The organism is Gimesia panareensis (assembly GCF_007748155.1).
Lineage (GTDB): Bacteria > Planctomycetota > Planctomycetia > Planctomycetales > Planctomycetaceae > Gimesia > Gimesia panareensis.
Window position 1 is genome coordinate 3,867,831 of sequence record NZ_CP037421.1, and the last position, 19,945, is coordinate 3,887,775.

8 protein-coding genes are annotated in these 19,945 nt (G+C 55.2%); 3 read left to right on the forward strand and 5 right to left on the reverse strand.

The features are described 5' to 3' along the window. Positions 1 to 300 precede the first annotated feature (300 nt). The 3 genes from Enr10x_RS14410 (at position 301) to Enr10x_RS14420 (ending at position 7,191) form a co-directional block, all read left to right on the forward strand. On the forward strand, positions 301 to 921 hold the full coding sequence (locus Enr10x_RS14410) for a sigma-70 family RNA polymerase sigma factor (RefSeq protein ID WP_145106542.1): 621 nt from the start codon (positions 301 to 303) through the stop codon (positions 919 to 921). A gap of 116 nt (positions 922 to 1,037) precedes the next feature. Further along, a complete protein-coding gene (locus Enr10x_RS14415; RefSeq protein ID WP_145450261.1) occupies positions 1,038 to 6,224 on the forward strand; it encodes a serine/threonine protein kinase in 5,187 nt (1,728 codons plus the stop codon). Between the two features lie 109 nt (positions 6,225 to 6,333). Beyond that, positions 6,334 to 7,191: a DNA alkylation repair protein gene (locus Enr10x_RS14420; RefSeq protein WP_197997616.1), complete on the forward strand. Its 858-nt coding sequence runs from the start codon at positions 6,334 to 6,336 to the stop codon at positions 7,189 to 7,191. 14 nt (positions 7,192 to 7,205) lie between these two features. On the opposite strand, the gene Enr10x_RS14425 is transcribed toward Enr10x_RS14420, so the two are convergent. From Enr10x_RS14425 to Enr10x_RS14445, 5 genes are read right to left on the reverse strand one after another with little or no spacing between them, the layout of a single operon-like run. After that, the gene (locus Enr10x_RS14425) at positions 7,206 to 8,993 is read right to left on the reverse strand and encodes a hypothetical protein (protein WP_145450264.1); all 1,788 of its coding nucleotides are present in this window, start codon (positions 8,991 to 8,993) and stop codon (positions 7,206 to 7,208) included. Continuing rightward, entirely contained in the window at positions 8,990 to 12,568 is a 3,579-nt protein-coding gene (locus Enr10x_RS14430) for a DUF5682 family protein (protein WP_145450267.1), read from the reverse strand. The genes Enr10x_RS14425 and Enr10x_RS14430 overlap by 4 nt, the downstream gene beginning before the upstream one ends. Before the next feature lie 32 nt (positions 12,569 to 12,600). Next, positions 12,601 to 13,824, reverse strand: a complete 1,224-nt coding sequence (locus Enr10x_RS14435; RefSeq protein ID WP_145450270.1) for an ATP-binding protein — start codon at positions 13,822 to 13,824, stop codon at positions 12,601 to 12,603. A 9-nt stretch (positions 13,825 to 13,833) separates the two neighbouring features. After that, on the reverse strand, positions 13,834 to 18,906 hold the full coding sequence (locus Enr10x_RS14440; protein ID WP_145450274.1) for a hypothetical protein: 5,073 nt from the start codon (positions 18,904 to 18,906) through the stop codon (positions 13,834 to 13,836). Beyond that, positions 18,903 to 19,829 carry a DUF4132 domain-containing protein gene (locus Enr10x_RS14445; RefSeq protein ID WP_145450277.1) on the reverse strand — a complete coding sequence of 309 codons (927 nt, stop codon included), beginning with the start codon at positions 19,827 to 19,829 and terminating at the stop codon, positions 18,903 to 18,905. The genes Enr10x_RS14440 and Enr10x_RS14445 overlap by 4 nt, the downstream gene beginning before the upstream one ends. Positions 19,830 to 19,945 lie beyond the last annotated feature (116 nt).

The following is a 19,945-nucleotide window of genomic DNA, read 5'->3' on the forward strand; positions in this document are numbered from 1 at the left end:
CACCGCATCTGACGAGTAATTTACTGATCAAAATGTTGTGCGAGCTCTGATCCTGCAGTACAATCGCAGTGCCGACAGCGTTCCCGACGTGGAAGACTCTTTTTTTCTGCTGAATTCTGAGAATTCTGCTCACCAGCTGTCGGAAATCCCGCCAGGTCATAGGGTTGGTGAAAATCAGCTTTACCCGGCATTCAAGTCATTACGGCTGAGAGATTTGAGTTTTCCGGGAAGAGAGTGGTCTGTCTCCGGACCATGGCGTTGTTTTTGACTGACACAATACGACCTTACTCAGAATAGACGATGGCAGCGGGCATGGAACATCAGGGATCTGTCACCAACTGGCTGGATCAGCTCAAACGGGGCGAAGCAGACAGCCTGCAGCAGCAGCTCTGGAATCGCTATTTTGAACAGCTGGTTCAGCTGGCCCGTTCCCATCTGCAGAAAGATCTGTGCCGGGTCGAGGATGAGGAAGATGCGGTCCTCAGCGCTTTTAACAGTTTTTTTGTGCGGCTCAAAGCCGGTCAGTTTCCTAATCTGAATGACCGGACCAGTCTCTGGCCGCTACTGGTGAATATCACACTCTGTAAAACCCGTAACCTGTATCGGCGCCAGAGTGCGCAAAAGCGGGATATCAGACGCACGGTTTCAGGTACTTCGAACGAGGAAGAAGACAACTGGCTGGATCAACTGGCCCAGGAATCTCCCAGTCCGGAACTGGCGGTCGAAGCCGCCGAGGAGGCCAATCGACTGCTGGCGGTACTGGGGAAAGACTCTCTGCGTGACGTCGCCCGCCTGAAGCTCGAAGGGTATACGAATGCAGAGATTGCAGCCAAAGTGGGAGTCATGGAACGCAGTGTGGAACGGCGCCTGGTTCTGATCCGCCAGATCTGGACCGAACAGACGGAAGCGGAACTGAACTGAATTCACAGACTTTATTTTGGAAAAGATTCCCGATTTTTTCAGAAACCACGCCGGGAAACGAAAACAGATCACGATCCTGCTGGTAACTCGGAGCGCACGAGTTAAGGATAGGATAGATGAATCAACCTTTTGAGCTGGAAAACCTGACGGCCGAGATCCAGTGCCGCATCGAAGAATGCTGCGAGGAATATGAAGCCTCCTGGCAGAACGGAGAAAGTCCGTCTCTGGAAAAGACGCTCGCTGATTTCACGCCCCCGACACGGGAAATCCTGCTCAAAGAACTGATACTGATCGAACGCTATTATAAATTGCGGGATACCGGCAAAATTGTCAGCGAGCAGGAACTGATCCAGCAGCATCCGGAAATCGCCGACGAGCTCTCCCGGCTGTTTGCCAGATCGCATGCGACGCAAACCCGGATCGCAGACGAATCTGATTCCGGCCTGGCCGACAGTTCGGGTCTGCGGACGGTGCAGGAATCACGACTGCATTTTGAACAGTTCCCGGCGCAGTTTGGTCGCTACCAGATCCTGTCGCGTCTGGGAGAAGGTGGCATGGGCTGTGTCTACCTGGCCCGTGACACACAACTGGAACGCAAGGTCGCGCTGAAACTCCCCCAGATCGATCGACACGCGGACCCGCAGTTCATTTCCCGTTTCTATCGTGAGGCGCGGGCGGCTGCCAATCTGAATCATCCCAATCTCTGCTCGGTGTATGACGTCGACGAAATTGACGGCGTACATTACATCACGATGGAATTCATCGAAGGGGAATCGCTGGCGGCGTTGATCCAGTCAGGTAAACAGTTCAGCCAACGTGAAATCGCGCAGTTGATTCAGCAGTTGTCACAAGCCCTGGATCTGGCGCACCAGCAGGGAATCGTGCACCGTGATCTGAAGCCGGCCAATATCATGATTCGCGAGGATGGCAGTCCCATCATCACCGACTTCGGGCTGGCGCTAATGAGCCAGAATGAAGAGACGACACAGATCACACACCATGGCCAGATCATGGGGAGTCCTTCTTACATGTCGCCCGAACAGGTGGACGGCGATCTGGAGAAAATCGGCCCCCCCAGTGATATTTATTCGCTGGGCGTGATCATGTACGAACTGCTCGCGGGACAGAGGCCGTTTCAGGGTTCGACCGCTTCGATCCTGTCACAGATCATGACCAAGGATCCCCGGCCGGTCCGCAATATTCAGCCCGACATCGATGCCAGGCTGGATCAGATCTGCCGCAAAATGATGTCACGCTCAACAGAGCAACGCTATGAGACAATGCAGGAAGTCTCGCAAGTCCTCGCCAACTGGCTGGAGACCCACCAGGCAGTCTCTGCGCGAAGCCGTCTCAGTCCGGTTAAACTCCTCGTGGGAATGGCACTGGTTGCCGGACTTCTACTGGGAATCATCTTCCTGAAACCGACTGCATCCCCGGGAAGACTGCATGTCACGCTGAACGACGCGCGGGCGCAAGTTCTGCTCGATGGGCAACCCCTGGATCTGAAGTCAGGAAGCTGGAACGGACCACAAACACCGGGCTCGCACGAGCTCAGCCTGCAAATTGGCGACCAGCGGCTTCCCTGGGGAGAACTGACGAAAGTCAAATCTGAGGGCCGCGAACAGCGGGTACTGGCGTCAGTCAACGGAGTTCCTCTGAAGAACGGCCGCTTTGAAATCGCAGCCGACTCCACAGAGTCTGCCGAGATCAAACTGAGTTGGTTACCTGTCGAACATAAAACAGTCGATAAAAAAACAGAGGTCGGCGTACCAGTCAAACAGCAACCAGTTGTCAGTAAACCGGTTGAACCAGCAAAGAAACTGGACTTCGACGAACAGATCGCCGTCGAACGTGAAATTGCGGAATGGGTCATCGGTCTGGGCGGCAAGGTCCATTACAGGCTGGCCAACGGGGGCAAATCTGCTGATTCCGTTGACAGTCTACCAGACGAACCCTTTCTGGTATCGCAAATCCATTTCGAGAACGCTGGAAAAAAAAAGCTGTCGCTTCCCAACATGAGCCGTCTGAATCGTCTGCTGCCATTACAGACGCTCGACGTCTCTGATTGCAGGCTTGAACCAGGCGCACTGTCTCAGCTCCGCTTCGGGAATACAGTGGAGGCCATCAACGTTGATCATTCTTCTCTGAAATCATCCGATTTAAGAACAATCCGGGGACTGGAATTCCTCGACACATTCAAAATCAGCGATGCGCAGATCGATGACGATTTCCAGTTCCTGGATCAGATGTCCCACCTGAGAGATCTTTCACTCAGTGAAACCTCCCTTGACCTCCTGCAGAAACTCGAACATTCCCCGTTCCTGTCACACACAAAACTCCGTTTCCTCCAGATCGAATTTGACGGAAAAATTGATGATATACTCATCAAACGACTCCAGGCGACCTGCCCTGGCATGACGATCATTGCCACCGACGTAAGTAACAGCCCTCGTTACCTGGGCATCCCCTTTGCCGGACTGGCGACTGACAGACTGCTGAATCTGGGATGTACCATCAGAGGAAATGAACCCTTCAGAGGCATCGTGGACTTCACGAAAGAGCTCCGCCCCTCCGAGACCGTTCCTTTTCATGCAATCGGAGTGACGCTTCCTTCCGATCTGGTACTTACCCCTCAGATCGTGGCTGATCTGGCTCAGCTGCCCGCATTTCATGGACTGACAGCGCATCGGATTAAAAACATCGACCTCCTGTCAGAAGCGCCTGTCCTGAAAATATGTGACGGTATTCATCTGAAGGATTCTGATCTGACGGATAAAGGCTTCGAAGCACTCGCCCGTATCTGCCCGATCGGTTACATTAATGTCAAGAATACACAAGTCACCCCGGAAACACTGAAACGGATCGATCGCGACTATCCCTTCCTGGTGTTTCATAGCGATTTCCAGAACGGTCACATCTGGCTGAAGGATCAACTGCCATTTCCTGATCCCAAGTCGGCTCCCCCCCCTTCGGAAATGACCGATGCCGAACAGATCGCCTTTGAACGCGAGACGGCAGAGTGGGTCATCCAACTGGGGGGAAGAGTCAGTCTCAAGAAAGCCAAAGGAGTGGCTCAACAGATCGGAAGACTGGATCAATTACCCGCGGAACCATTCCGGATCACCGATATTGACTTCAGCAAGTCAGATCAAAAGAGCACGCTGCCTGATTTGTCTCGCCTGAGTCGCCTGTTAACTCTGCACTCACTCAATATCACGAACTGTCACCTGGAACCCGGTGCACTGAATGGGCTTTATTTCGGCGAGTCCATGACGGACCTGCACATTTTTAATACCCCCCTGAAAACGTCAGACCTGATTGCCACTATGGGACTGGAACACCTGGATACATTCAAGCTCGGTGCCAGTCAGGTCGACGATCGCTTTCAGTTTCTGGAACTGATGCCACAACTGAGGGATCTGCAGCTCTACAGTCCTGATCCCCAGGCACTGGAGGAGTTGGCGCGTGCTCCCGGGCTGAAGCAATTGAACCTGCGTTTTTTGAATATCGTCTCTTATGGTCGTCAGTTTCCCCCGGAGACGATTGCAGAATTACAAAAAGTCAAGCCGGGCATGACAGTCATCGATAATGATGAGAGTGGACATCAGCGTTACCTGGGCGTCCCTGTGGCCCGACAGGCTGCTATGAAACTGCTTGAGCAGGGCTGCACGATTAAAGCCAGCAAAGTAAAGACGTATCACCGGTTTCTCGCGCCTTCCGAGACAGAACTGTTTATCTCCGGGCGTGTGATTCTGCCACCTGGTCTGAAAATCACCCCGGAGATCACCATGGCCCTGGCGCAGCTGCCTCGCATTTCCGGGTTGGAGGCGGATGGCGTGAGGAATGCCGACCTGCTGGCAGACGTCCCTGTCTTGAGGCTGTGTGGTGGTTTACACCTGGAAGATTCTGACCTTTCAGACCAGGGATTCGAAGCGTTGATCCGGAATCATCCTGACGGCTACGTCCATGCCGCGGGAACCAGGGTGACTCGGAAGAAAGCAGAGCAACTCGATCGAGAGTTCCGCTATGCCGCGTTTCACACGGATTTCATGGAAGGAAAACGCTGGCTGGCTGCCCGGGAGACAGACGAAGATCAAAAACCGGTCCCGCAGGAACCCAAGCCTCCCGAACCAGCGCAGACAGAGGCTGCTCCATTTAATACGGAACGGGAGATCGCGGAATGGGTGATCGGGCTGGGGGGCTATGTGAAATGCAGACAGAAAGAAACCGAGTCGAAAATCAGCCGCGAACTTCCTGAAGAACCATTTCGGTTAGTCATGATCGATTTTCGCGGCTCTTCAGAGAAACCAATCAGGATCACAGAGCCGGAACGGTTGAACCAACTCGCAGGACTGCAATTCCTCAAACTGTCCGGCTGTCAATTCGAAGCGGGATCTCTGAAAACAGTCCGTTTGAGTCAATATCTGAGGACAATGATCATCAATGACGCCTCTCTCAAAACTTCTGACATCAGTACCATACAAGGCCTGGAATTTCTCGATATGCTGGAACTGAATGGTGAGCAGATTGACGATAACTTTCGGTTCCTGGAACTGATCTCCAATTTACGAGAGCTACGAATTAAGAGCCCTACACAACAAAACCTGCAGGCACTGGCCAAAGCCCCTGCTCTGTCAAAGTCGAAACTCCGATTTCTCGAAGTGGATTTTGATGACGACATCGACCCCAGCCTGATTCAGCAGATACAGACCACCCGGCCCGGTATGACTGTCGTGGGAGTCAATTTGATCAGACACCGGCGGTACCTGGGCACTCCTTGTGCGAAACTGGCAGCCAATCGCCTGCTTGATAAAGGGTGTGAAATCACAGGAATTGAGCCTGACAGGAAAGTCCTGAACTACTCGAAAGATCTGCGTCCTTCGCCTGAAGTTGCCTTTCATGTCAGAGACGTCACTCTGCCGCCCGGACTGGAGATTACCCCCGAAATTGTTGCCGAGCTGTCACAACTTCCCGGCCCGCTGCATGGCCTGATTGCCAAAAAAGTGAAAAATGCAGACCGGCTGGCTGAAGTTCCCCTGTTGAAACGCTGCAGTGGTATCATGCTGGATAATACCGATTTGACGGATGCGGGATACGAGGCCTTCGTCAACAGAAATCCGGACTGTTATTTTCAGCTCAATGGATCCGATGTCACCAAAGAAAAAATCAAACAGATCGATCAGGCATATCCCCTGGTGACCTTTTCCTCTGATTACGGAGGGAATGCCGACTGGATGGGAAAACTGGAACACAGTGCGAAATCGACCAGCGGGGCCGGGTCTGAAAAGAAAGACGGGCCATAACAGGATACGCGGATCGATCGCTCGCCTGTCAACATATCACCACTAGACTCACTCTTTCATTGACAGACTTCAATTGAGCGGCCGGTTACCTTTCTGTAAAATACGCTGCATGAAATCACATCCCGCACAACGATTCGCAGCCGGCCCTGCCATTAAAAAGGGCGTGCCCCTCAAAGAACTCATGAACGGACAGCTGGTGAAGCTGATCGGCGAGTCGCTGGCCGAAGTCACTCCGGGATTTGACATGTCGGCTTTTCAAAGGCGCGCTAAGCGAAATCTAAGCAAACTGGAGTTGAAGGAACGGGCACTGAACATCGCACAGGCGATGGCCGAACAGCTGCCGGAACGCTTTGATAAACTAGCGCCGCTGTTGATTCAGTCTCTCGGTCCCCCGCTGAAAGCAACGGAACAGAACGGGCTGGCACCGTTCTTCTACTTCCCCCATTCTCAGTTGATTGCCGAGTATGGTGTCGGCCATTTCCAGAGTGGATTCAAAGCCTGCTATGAACTGACGCAGCGGTTCACCGCGGAATTCTGTATCCGTCCCTTTCTGGTAGAACATCGCGAGAAAAGCCTGAAACAACTCAAACGCTGGACGAAAGATGCCAGTCCCCATGTACGGCGGCTCGTCAGTGAAGGAACACGGCCCCGACTTCCCTGGGCGATGCGCCTGCGGGAATTTCAGGACGATCCCAGCCACACTTTGCCTCTTCTGGAAAGTTTGAAGGATGATTCGGAATTATATGTACGGCGTTCGGTGGCCAATCATCTGGCGGATATCGCCAAAGATCATCCTGACGAGGCTTTCGAAATCTGTCACAAGTGGCTCGGAGAAATTGAGAGCATGGATGATCCGCAGCTGATGAAGAATCGCCGCTGGATCCTGAGGCACGCCGTCCGTCTGCCAGCGAAGAAAGAAGTCCCCGAGGCGCTTGCGATCCGTAAGGCTGCTGCCGACAAACGCTGATAATTTGAGAAGACTTATCCCACGTGACCCGCTTCCAGATACTGCACGGCCAGCCCGCGTGACTGCTCCAACTGACACTGTTTCAGATAGACGGCCGAAGCCAGAAAGAGATCGGCCACATTCAAACCACCAGTCGCCGCGATACTGGGGTAATGGTCCAGCAGAGCCGCAGCGGTCTCGAATCCCTGCTTCTTCAACAGACTGAAATCATTCACATGAAACGCCTGGTTGGTCTTGCGCTGCGAACTGAGCCCCCCGATCATCAGCGCGACCCAGCGGCGTCGCAAAACGGACAGTTGATCCTGTTCGCCTCCCGCAGGAAGCTGACCCAGCACACATTCAGCGGGTAATGCGTGAACCAGATGCTGGCTCTGCAGTTCATCAAACCCGAGGAAGCAGCGTCCCTGGAATTCAGCGGGCAGGTCAAGACGCAGTCGACTCTGCTGTTCATCCGCGTCAGCAGGCTCTGCCTGGGCGATGGCCAGCGGAAAGACACGCAATGGATTCTGCAGGCTGAGACGCCCCACGAGATTCAAAGTGAGCCCCGGAGCACAGCTCAACATCCGCAGGTTTTCACGGAAACAGAGGGCCGGGTGATCGTTTTCAATTGCCAGTTCGATGACGGCTCTGTTGTCTGCCAGTTCCAGCAGCAGGACCGGTCCGCTGGCCCCCAGCACAGTCCCGGTCAGAAACACCAGGTCCCAGCCGGCCGGTCGTTCTTCAGCGGGGAGAGCTGCTTTACTGTAAAAGGCATTCCACTGGTCGATCAGGGGACGTTGAAAGCGCTGTTGAAATTCGGGGCTCTGCCAGGACGATTCCCCCTGCTCGATGATTTTGACGCGGGTGCCTCGCCCCAGACGTCCCTCTCGCGAAGCCGTCAGATCCGTTCCCAGATAGCTGCTGCGGGCCAGCTTTTGCGCCGGCTGAATCAGCGGTCCCATCTGCACACCGCCCCGGTACGCATCTCGCGCCAGCTGCTCATCCCCGGGACGGACTTCGCCCACGGTATAGAACCGGTCATCTCCCCCCAGAAACAGTACCGCAGCCCCGGCATAACCACTGCGCGTCATGACCGGTTCCGCCAGCAGTCCCTGCAGTTTGCGGGGTTTCACCGGATGCTGTGTTCGGCGGGCTGTTCCGATCCAGAATTCGGAGACCGACTGATCTTCCTGAAGATGATGTGCTGCTTCCAAAGCGACAGCCAGATCCTGCGCCAGTTGCTGAGAGTCCTGCTCGGGCGCCCGCTTGCGGAATTCCGTAATCCCCGAGAGAATCCTCACTCCCGTAGCAGCAATGAGATGCAAACCCGCCGCTCGGCACTGATGCACGGCCCGTAACAGTTGTGACTGCAGGAAGACACCAGCATTGGCAACCCCCGCTTCCAGAATCTGAATCAGAGCCCCTCGATATCTGGCCACAGCTTTCTGCTGTTCGTCTGACAGTTCCGGTTGCACGGTTTCTGTCTCTTCTGCATCCGATTCGAGTGTCTCCTCGTGTTCCGGTTTCTCAACCTGATCCACCAGTGCCACTTCGAGACTGGTCAGACAGGCGGCAATATGAAAGCAGTTTGGAGTGAGCAGACAGGAGCAGCTGAGTTGCTCCACCGACGCCAGATGTTGTCCCGCCAATGTCACCGTTTCATTACCTGCTTCGACTGACCAGGCCTCATCCTGAAAGACCCACTTCCAGTCTCCGGCGGCATCGGGCGTTCGATCCAGGCGTCTACGGACGCGATCGGGCGCGGATTCGATGATCTCGGCGATCACCTCAGGACTAACGGAGGGACGGTCTGAATCACTCATTTTGTCCCTCCCCGAATCTGATCAGCAACCCACTCCGCCAGACGTTCGGGACTGACGGCGGCAACAGGCATACCCGCCTGCACGACAGCGGCTGCCGTCCCGGCGTGATAACGGGGTTTGGCTTCATCATCGAGGGCTGCCAGCCCGATCAGCTTCGCTCCAGCGTTCGAAAGCATGGTCACTTCCGCAAGCAGTTCGGGGACCGACACACCTTCTTCAAAATCGGTCACCAGCACCACCAGTGTCCGCGACGGATTTTTGATCGCTTCGCGTGCGGCACGCAAGCCCAGTCCAATATGGGTTCCACCGCCAATCTGAATCTCCATCAACAGCGAAAGCGGATCATCAACGCGCCCTGTGAAATCCAGTACCTGCGTGCTGAAGGCGAAAAACCGAACATCAATCGCAGGCAAAGCAGAAAAGATGGCAGCCATCATTGAGCTGTAGATCACTGACGCTTCCATCGAACCCGAAACATCGACGACAAAAATCAGATGCCAGTCCATGTGCCGCCGGGAGGGAGTCCGATAGACTAACCGCGTCGGCGCAATCGAGACGTTTCCATCTTCCTTCCGGTACGCGGTATGCAGATTGGAATTCAGCGTCCGGGCAAAATCGAGGCGGGGACTCTTGCGGCGGGTCGGCCGGGCCACGCTGATACCTGACAGCGCCGGCTGCAGACGATTGGCCAGCTGTTTCGCCAGTCGCTCCGTGATCTGCCGCGCCAGTTTTCGTAACAGTGCCAGCTCCCGCTCCGAGAGACCTCCCTTCAGCGAAAGGACCTGTTCCAGCAGTTCAATCGAAGGCGTGACGTGCGTCTGGTCCAGATGCTCGAGTACCGCAGTCCTTCCCCCAGCCGCCGCTTCTCCCAGAACTTCCTCACAGACGTCCTTCCCGAACAGCTGATTTATGTCTTTGATCCACTCACGCACTTCCGGCCTGGCATCTTCAGTGCCTCCCCTGTTGTGCGCCAGGTCCCCCTGCTCTCCGCGCCCCTCATTCTCTGACCTGCCGTACAACTGATCCAGAGCCGCAGCAGCCTTTCGTGCCTGGGGAGCAACACAGCCTTTCACTCCCAGAATCAACCGCCAGCGGTCTGCCAGGGGAATGTCCCCTGGTGGTTCAGAAATACTGACCGGATCGGAAAAGGCATCTTTTTTGTCGGAGAGTTGCAGCGGAAACTCAGGAAACAGCAGAGCGATCGCTTCGCGTCCCCGGCGATCGGCAGACAGATTGCGGGCGAGTTGCTCTGGATCTGCCGCAAGTTTAAAATCTGATCCGGTGGGGCCTCTGGGCTCCAGCAGACTGATGCGGTCATTCAGCAACCGGGTCCGCGCGTGCGGGGGGATTGACTGAAATCCTTTGCGCAGCGCAGGCAGTCGTGCAAGGAACTCCTCATCAGGTGAGTCCTGAAAACTGCCTTCCAGGCCTGCCAGCCAGTCCGGATCGACAAAGACCAGCGGGAGCAGCGGAACCAGCCCCCCCCCCAGTCGGCGTGCGAGCTGACTGCGGCCTTCCTGTGTGGAAGCAGCAGCATACCAGCCGGACAGACAACTCTCGACCTCCGATCCTTTTACCTGATCTGACAGAGCCAATGCCCCCCAGGCAGCCCCCTGCATACGGGGAGCGCCGTGCCGCCTCAGTCGGTTCAGTTGACTGAGTAACCCCGGCAGCAGTGAACCGAGATCCTGTTGTTCGGTGGTACCCGAATCTGAATTACCGCTGATCAACGAAGTCAGATCGGTCAGTGAGACGACGTCTGCCGGATCGTCCGATCCCTGCATCCCTTTCAGTTGGGACAATGCCGTTTCGATCAAGGGTCTGATTCGGAGCAGTTCTGCCGGTGCCTGAAACAACTCCACATCAGGAAGCGCGACTTCTTCTAACTCGATCGGTAATCCCAGTACGTGTCCTGACTGAATCCGCAATAACAATGCCGCCGCATCCACGAGCTGCGCGGTAGTCGCCGCCCCGGGAAAGGTGGACTGCAAGCAGGCCAGCAGTTCGATGGTCACATCACCCAGTCCGCATTCCGCTGCCGTCGTCAACTGAGCCAGGATCGTCTCCGGGTGTAAAGTGTCGCGTTCGGTTTCCGGAGTCCCCTGTGGTTCAATTCGCTGAATGAAATCCTGACAGGCCTGATTGAGCGTCGCTCCATGTATGCCGGAAGCCTCGACTGTAGCGGCGGTCGCGTGTGTCCACTGGATGCGCCAGACCTCTGTCAGATTTTCACGAAAGCCAATCTGCTCTGACTCTCTTTTTTCAGCATAAGAGATCCCGATCAATTTCAGCCGTCTTAGAAAAACCGCCCGGGCACGATCCAGCTTTGACCGCAAAGGATCGAGTCGCAGTTCCCGCGGTTCCTGTCCGGCCGACTCCGCATCGGGCAGTTTTAACCGTTTGATGCCCTCTTCGATCTGGAGTGCCAGACCGCTGCGGGGGGTTCCCCGGGGAAGCCGCCCCCGGCGCTGGCCGACCAGCACGGTCTGGGCCGCGGCTGCTACGGCACGTCCGCGTCCCAACAGTTCTCCCTGCACGAGGGCCGTTTCAATCGCTTCCAGAAACTCAGCGCGCCCGGGCACCGGAAACTTCCGTAGCCGGGACAGGTCACAGGCGAAGCGCATGATCTCAGATGCATCCGGCGTACTGGCGACATGCCCTGCCTGTCTCAGTTGCCGGCAGAGCTTCACTGCAAGATCGGCAATGATCTGTTCCGTCTCTGCCTGTGTTGTCGCCCGCAACATCCGCTGTTGCCAGATCGGGTCCTGAATACCCGCGGGATAGCCGCTGCGCAGATCGAGCTGGCTGAAGGAATACGGAATCAGCGATGTTTCCAGAGACGGGGTTTCGGTTTGTGCTTCCGGTTGAGGAATGGGTTCCGGTGCTGACCAGAGAATCGGTTCCGGGAGCAGAGCCGCAGTATGAAACGCACCGACAATCACAGCCGCATGCGCGGGGGCTTCAGCGATAGCCGCCCGCATGGCAGCTTCCCGGTGCGCATCCGAGTAGGATGGCCCCCCTGCAGAAGAACGTACCATCCAGCCGAACTGCAGTGCCGCCCGCCGGACCGCTTCGGGAGTTGCTCCGGCAGCTGATGTCTCGACCATTTTTTCCCAGAGGGCAGCGGTATCACGCACTTCCATACGAGACAACAGCCGTTCCAGTAAAGTCGGACCGGTTTCAGGTGCCTGTGCCTCATTGGGAAGCATACAACGATCCAGCTCTGACATGGTAGCCAGATCCAGATCGCAGAGCGTCACCGGAACGTTGTGCTGGTACGCCCAGCGGATCGCGGCGAGTTCGGGTGAAAAATCTGCCAGTGGATAAAATGAAAGCAGCTTCGCATCGCTGCAGGCCGCCAGCGCAACCGGTGCTTCGAGCTCTTCGTGCCCCAGATATTCCAGCCATTTTTGAAAATCGGGGGGCATTTCGAGCAGAATCGCTTCCGGTCGATATTCTCTCAACAAATCTGGCAGCACTCGAGCGAGTGCCGCAGAATGATGCCGCACGCCGATCAGCCAGGGACTCGTGCAACTGGTAATCTGCTTCAATACTTCTTCAGGTTGCTCGATCATGCGATCTGAAGTCCGTTCCCTCACTCTGGCGTTTACATTTCCAGCTCTGCATCTTCGAGAACGTCCCGCAGATCATACATGCGTTTCCAGAGCGGATCCCGTTCTCCCCGTCGACGTACGGGACCATCCCAGTAGGCCAGCAGGCGATCCAGGTCATCCACGTTGTCTTTAAAGACGACTCCCAGCAGATAGCCGGGGACCAGTGAAACGGGATCTTTCTGCGCACTGAAAAAGGCCCCCTGTCGCGTGATAGCAGCGGCGACGGTAACCGCTTCCGCAGTACTCATCACGGCTGCAGGTCGCTCGACGGACCAGCCCTCCGCGGTTTGACCGTCTCGTAAATCACGGAATGTCGTCACTAGAATTTCCAGCAATCGCTGATCAACGTCTCCTGTCAGTCCTGAATCATGCAGTACGGCCCGTGCCCGGGTGCCGACCAGTTGGACTTCCTGTTCCGGATCGGCAATCGGCAGGACCGTTTCAAAATTAAACCGTCGTTTCAGCGCTGCTGACATTTCCGAAACGCCGCGGTCCCGCAGATTGGCGGTGGCAATCAGATTGAATCCTGGTGCAGCGAACAGGCTGCCCTCTTCGCCACTCAATTCCGGAATCATCAGTCGACGTTCGCTGAGGATACTGATTAATGAATCCTGCACTTCCGGCAGACAGCGTGTGATTTCTTCGATGCGGACCAGAGCCCCCTGTCGCATACCGGTAAAGACGGGAGAGGGTACCAGGGCTTCCGGACGGGGACCTTTATCCAGCAGCATTGCATAGTTCCAACCATATTTGAAATGATCCTCGCTGGCACCGGCAGTCCCCTGGATGGTCAGCGCGCTGGTTCCGCTGATGGCCGCTGAGAGCAGTTCGCCCAGCATACTTTTCGCTGTCCCGGGTTGCCCCACCAGCAACAGTCCGCGTTCACCTGCCAGTGTCACCACACAACGTTCCACAAGAGACCGGGGACCGACAAATTTCGGTTCCAGTTTCATCGATTTGGGCAGGCCGGCTGGAAGTTTGCTGGAGGAGGGAGCCCGGATCGACTCCCCATTCGTTCCACAAAGAAAATCCACGACCCGCTCGGGAGACAATAACCAGCCGGCAGGTCGCGGCGCGGTATCGATGACACGCAGAAACGTGAATTCCTCCGCGTAACGTTCTTCCGCGGGCGCCTGCTGGCGTGCTGAGTCCTGTGGGGAAGCGGGAGTCGCCTCGGTATCCGTCGTTGTCTTCCTGACTGCCTTTTTCTTGGCCATATTGTTCAATTACTTTCTACTGCGTTTCCGTTTGACTTCTTCATAACGCGGTTCATCTCCCGCTTTGACCCGTTCCCAGGCGGCGGTAAACAGCTCGTCGAAGGGACGTAACACCAGCGGCCCTCCTGCAGGAAATGGTACCGAAAGCTCCAGATCCAGTTCAACCAGATGTTCGATCTTCCAGGTCTCCAGAGGCAGCCAGGGCGTCTTTAATTCAGTCCATTCGCCGGGGAGGAAGATATTCCGCCCTGCCCGGGCCCGTTTGGCTTCCAGGACGAGCTCCTTGTCAATCAGTTCTGCAACGGCCTTTTTGACACGGGCCGGTGTCAAGCCATTCCAGGTCCGCAGATTGGCTGTCGAGGGATCGGGCAGTGCCAGCAGTTGAGCATACAAAACGGCGGCGTCTTCTGAAATCTTATATTTCTTCTGAATCTCTGCCACAACATCAGGAGCCGTCAGCAGCGGATTCTGCAGCCACTGGTCTGGTTCCGATCCGGACGCGAGAATTGATTTCTCCAGTTTCCTGAATCCGGGACTCATCAACAACACCACCGTCTGCAGACCATTGTGCCTTCCGCTGTAATAATCTTCCCCGACATGATAATTCAGAATTCCCTGCAACCGGTTTAACTCGGCAGGTCCTTTGAGCGCTGCGGGATGAAAGGCAATCAGTACCCGATAAATCGAATCGCAGGCGGCTGCAGAGATCAGCTCATCATCGTATCGGAGAATGGGTTGTTTTTTATCTTTTTTACCTTTACCCAGATTCTGGCTCAGCCACTCTTCCGGCGTGGGCAATTTCTTCTTAGCACCATAATCGTGCAGAAAGAGCGGACGCAATAGAAAGAGCGTTTTAGGGCTTTTCAGCAATTTAGTAACCTGCTTCATCAAAGCAGGCATTAAGGCGCGTGCTTCATGGTCGGCCGGCGTGAAATTGTGAATCAGGCCCACCAGTTGAGCTGTTGACCGGAGCAGTTCGACGTCAATCGCCTCTTCCTGTTTTTTCGCGACGATATTCATTTCGGGATAGAAATCCCCTTTGGAATATTCGATCTGCATCTCTTGTGGCTGTAACAGAGGATGCTTGGCAGGATCGGCAGCCAGATTGAGCAACAGTTCCTGGCTCCCCCGATGCCAGGCAGACTGTTTCGCGATGGCAGACAGTTTTTTCTGCAGATCCGCGTCCAGGGGCAGACGCCTGGGCATGCTTGTTTCCCAGGTCTGGATCAGAGATTCAAACGCAGGTCCTCGATCTTCAGCAAACGGCGCCGTCGCGGGAGTCACAATCGATTCACAGAGCTTTTCGAACAGATCCTCATTGAGATTTTTGAGCGACAAAGCAGCAGCACTCACTTCAGTGACTTTCAGACCCAGTTTTTTTCTGATTTCAGAGGGAAGGAAATTGTGTTCGTAAGAGTCCATTTTTAAACCAGCCAGCCAGATCAACGCGATTTCCGCAGCAGAGACTCCAAGTTTTTCTGCGACGCTTTTGAGCTCACCTGGCGTCGGGAGCACGAGCTCATCCTGCTCCTGCATCGTTTCGGCCAGAGCCTTCAATTCCTTACTTTGGACATCCGGTTTCAGTTCACGGATATTCTCTACGTTGATCCCCGGAGGCTTTCCGGGCGTCTTCGCAGTCGAGTAGCGCAGAATTTCGTAAGGCAGCTGGCCGTAACGCTCGCATTCCAGTACGACAAACAGATCTTTGCCCTTCTGAATTGAATAGGCTTCGCCCGCGTTCGTTTCCACATCGATTTGTCCCCGCTGGTTTTTCGGTGCCTTTGCCGGGTAACCTTGCATCACCGCAAACTGTCCGGGCAGATCAACCAGGCCCAGTTCGCTCCAGAATTTCAGCAGTTCGAACCAGAGCACCTGAGTCGACGATTTCTCCTGCAGTTGCGACGCACTGGCCCTCCAGTAGGCTCGCCAGCTCTGGAGTCGTATTCCTTCCAGCAGCTGATACCAGATGATCTGACTTCCGGGAAGGGGCCCTGCAGGTGACTCCCCTTTCAGAAATTTCGCGACTGCTGTGAGATGTTTTGTTAACGACGTCCCTTCCTTGCTGAAACTATAATAACCAGGGCGTGGCAAATTCCAGGAGTGACTGGCGGCTTCAATTGTCTGTTCTGACGTGATCTCTGAGCCCGGGTCTTCCTGATCGACACTTGTGATAAGTTCGTCCAGTTTGTTTTTGAATCCCACGATATGTGAAGCGACTTCTCCGACGACCCCAGCCACACCGGTCACCATCCGCTCGGGTGCCTGCGGGAGGAACTTTTTGACCGCCGCAACCAGTTTGGGCATCGGTGGCATGGGAAGTTCATCATATTTCAAGGTGCGATCCTTGAGCTGTTCGGCTTTGATTTGATTCAGGTCCTGCTCTGCCTCTTCAAAAAAGGTCTGACACTGTTTCAGACTGATCTTGCGCAGTTTTCGCGACGAGGCTTCGTGCCTGGGTTGGAACAGGTGCCAGTAGGTCATCGGCAGGAGGACACACTGACCGGCAGCGTAAGGTGTCGCAAATGGTTGCAGTCGGGCGATCACCGTGCTGCCGGTAGGATCCCACAGGCAGTTCACGTCTTCACGTGTCTCTCCCATAGTAGAGACAGGCAGATAACTGTCGGTTCCCGGTTGCTTCAACAAACCAACCGGGACCTGCACTCCATGCCGACCATCCAGCAGGGGCTGGTCCCAGCGACGACCATCAATGCCTTCCCCGTAATAACTGCCATCCCCTCTCTGTACGACCTTCCATCCCAGCATACCATCCTGAGTTCCCAGCGGTGTCTCTGCACAGCCAGCGGCAGCAGGAATCAACTGGGAAAAATAGCCCACTACCTGATCCCGGTTTTCTGTTTCAAACCAGGCAGGCAGACTATCACGCAACTTCTTCCCGGTCTGTGCATCTACCTCGTAAAGCTTCCAGTTGAATTCTCCTGAGACTTCATCATATTCCTGATTGCAGCGCCAGAAACGTGTGCCATCATGGAAAAACAGGAAGCTGACAGGCGGCTTTTTATCCCCCGGATAAATGATCCGATCGCCCAGAAATACTCCGCCATCTGCACAGGGTACAGCCAGGCAGTCTCTGAAGTAAGAGAATGTATGATCGACCGAGCGGGGCTGATCCGGAGCGCTGGTCCAGTAGAAATAATAGGACCAGGACTTGTCATGGTATCCCACTGCCAGATCATCGCCAACCAGTTTAATCGAATTGACGGCACAATCTTTGGGCACATGCAGTTCCTGCTGAGTCGTCTCCCCGGTTCCCCGTACCACCCAGGCATGAGTGCCGTCATGCAGGATCACATCGGGAAACGTCAATGAGCAGTTATAATGACGGTAGGAACTCAGTGGCAGTTTGATCTCATTCTGCTCAATAGCTTCTTCCAATTCAGGCAGTCCATACTCATCGATGACCCCGGCCTGTAGCGTGCGCTGGATCACTTCCACGGGGTTGAAATCCGTCAGGCGACTGGCCAGTTCCGGAAATGTACTGAGTGTTTCCGGCCAGAGTGTTGAGATCAGGCGCAGTCTGATATCAACGAAACTGGCAGCGCCACTCAGCTCCAGTTCATCAATCATGCCCGAAAGATGCTGCCGCCAGAGCTCTTTGACTCCTGGACGATCTTTTGCCGCCTGGGGGAAATTCAGTTGATCTTCCGTCTGCACATAAGCGCCATAAACCCGTTGCCCATGGTGAGGCATCAACGCGCTATCCAGCGACTTCAGTAGAATGTCGTGAAAACGTTCATCCTGAGAGGCACAGACGATATCCTGATTCCGAAATTCGTAATCCTGCTCCTTGCACAACCAGCCCTGAAAATCAATTTCGACTCCCTCGGGAGGGTCGGCAACCGGAATCTGATTCGCCAGGGCCGCTTCCAGTACATCAACGTCAATATGCATACAATAATATCGTCGCGGCTCCGCCAGTGAGAGCGGTACATTCTCTTTACGCAGTCGCGGTATCAGTTTCTGGAACATCTCCAGAATCCGCTTTGATGCAGGTCGTTTTTCTCTCAGCAGGCGTCCAAACCAGACAGCAACCGGTTCTCCCAGTGGCGGTGCTCCCTGGTATCCATCCTCCCAGAGATATTCGAGCACGCCCCACCGATCCAGCAGGTCCAGCCAGGTATCGGTTTTGTCATTGTCGTAATAGTCGTCGGCGGGTTTCGTCAGCTGCAGCAGGCCGATCGCGAAAGCAGGACTCCGCGCTACGATCCGTTCACAATGCTTACTGCAGGACTTCCAGAACTGCTGAGAGACCCGCCCCATCGCCGGCGCTTCTACGACCGATTCCAGCCAGCCTTCAAGTTCCTCATCCGCATTCAGATCTGCCGCCTTGGCCATTTTCATGAAGTCTTTCGCCAGATTGGCCCATGGCGCCATCCCCCCACGGGTTCTCCGCGTGCATAAATCCCGGAAGATCTCAAACGCTTCTTTCGGAGGATACTGATCCTGCAGATCCGATGAATACTCGGACAGGGCCTTGCCCGCCAGACAGCCGGAAAGGGCAAACTCCAGCACCACATCTCGCCGGCGTTCTCGATCGGATTCGAGCGCATGCACACGCTCTGCTTCCAGCGATTTACTCAACGCGCGTCCGGCATAGGTCTGATTGCCCAGATCCTTGTAAGTGCGCCCCACCTCTTCCCAGTAGGGAGGCAGGAAATGCCGGGCTGAACGTCCCAGTTCCTGCGCAATTTCCGTGTAACTGTCCCAGGCATGTCCCGGCTTGGATTTCGCTCTGCGGGCGACCTTCTTCATCTGTTTGACCAGGTCGAGGGCAAAGCGGGCATTGTCCGGATCGTTGATCAGGGCCCACGCTGCAAAGCTGAGGATCCTCCGCTGCTGTACAGCGACGGGCTTTGAGACTTCGGGCGTTTCAAAGCCCAGAAAGTCCATCGCCAGGTCTTCCGCCTCGCCCAGTCGATCCGAAGCCAGCCGCACAACAGCGCGGCTGTTCAGGGCCGGATGGTGATACGTCCGGGCCACGATCGATTCCGTGGTCGCCTTGTCTGTTTTCGTCTTCGCTGGTAAAAGTCCGCCGGCTGCCAGTCTGGTTGCTACCGTGGTCATGCTGTCTCACCTTCCGTCTTTTCAACTTTGCGCTTGGCGTAGATCTGCGAAGCCATCAGCATCCCTTCGCTGAAGGTGACCGGACCGACATCCGAAATTTTCTGCGGGACCTGATCCTCATCGACGAAAATCAATTCCTCGGTACAGGTTTCTGCTTCCGGATAATCGTCTCCCACCCAGTAACGTGCTTCCAGAGGGACTTCATTCTCCCAGATCCGGTTGCAGGCATAGCCGCCACGCACCGGATATCCGAGTCGCTTACAGAGGGAAGTCGCGAAGTTCAACTGCTCAAACCGGCCTCCCTGAAAATCCATGATCCGTTTGAATTCCTGTTGCTCTTCGGTTGCAGAAAATACGGTCCGGAACAGCTGATTCACGACCTGCGAAAACTGCATATCCACGGCGATCTCGCGGAGGTCTTCCAGACCATCGATCAGAATCGGATGCGGCACCAGAATCTGGGCGGCTTTGATCCACTGCGTTTCCCCATCGCGGTCGACAATACCGATGCCTTTACTGCTCACGACATCCCGCAGTAGACCGGTCTGTTCATGATCGATCTTACCTTTCGCATCGACAGGGGTGACGACCATATTCCGCAGGGCACCCGACCAGCCCGGGTCGGCCCAGGTGGATTCCACCGCCTCGCGGGGAATCGGCAGCGAACGCAGCATCCAGAGTTCGACGCGATGCCGGCATTCGGTTTCATGCTCCGCCAGCCAGTCACAGAGAGCCAGCAACTGATCGGCCAGTTCGGTTTCTTTAAGCCACTTGGGCACGGCAGCCAGTTTTTTGCCCTTGGAATTTCGACAAACCAGCTTCCCGTTCAATATGCCCAGGCCATAATCCTTGTCCGCATCCAGCCAGGAAATCTCCGGTTCGGCTTTCGCTTTGGATTTCGTTTTCGTTGCGGTGGTCGCCATTTCGGTCTCCGCTGTAAGATGTGTGATCAGATCAGAAATGAGATAGAGGACATTATGCCATTATCTACATTCGTTGAGCAACTCACTCACACAAATTTGAATGTGGAGATCGATAC

Bases quoted from the DNA above. Each gene is read 5' to 3' on its own strand.
- Enr10x_RS14440 (WP_145450274.1), bottom strand. From the start codon at position 18,906: ATGACCACGGTAGCAACCAGACTGGCAGCCGGCGGACTTTTACCAGCG.
- Enr10x_RS14435 (WP_145450270.1), bottom strand. From the start codon at position 13,824: ATGGCCAAGAAAAAGGCAGTCAGGAAGACAACGACGGATACCGAGGCG.
- Enr10x_RS14420 (WP_197997616.1), top strand. From the start codon at position 6,334: ATGAAATCACATCCCGCACAACGATTCGCAGCCGGCCCTGCCATTAAA.
- Enr10x_RS14425 (WP_145450264.1), bottom strand. From the start codon at position 8,993: ATGAGTGATTCAGACCGTCCCTCCGTTAGTCCTGAGGTGATCGCCGAG.
- Enr10x_RS14415 (WP_145450261.1), top strand. From the start codon at position 1,038: ATGAATCAACCTTTTGAGCTGGAAAACCTGACGGCCGAGATCCAGTGC.
- Enr10x_RS14430 (WP_145450267.1), bottom strand. From the start codon at position 12,568: ATGATCGAGCAACCTGAAGAAGTATTGAAGCAGATTACCAGTTGCACG.
- Enr10x_RS14445 (WP_145450277.1), bottom strand. From the start codon at position 19,829: ATGGCGACCACCGCAACGAAAACGAAATCCAAAGCGAAAGCCGAACCG.
- Enr10x_RS14410 (WP_145106542.1), top strand. From the start codon at position 301: ATGGCAGCGGGCATGGAACATCAGGGATCTGTCACCAACTGGCTGGAT.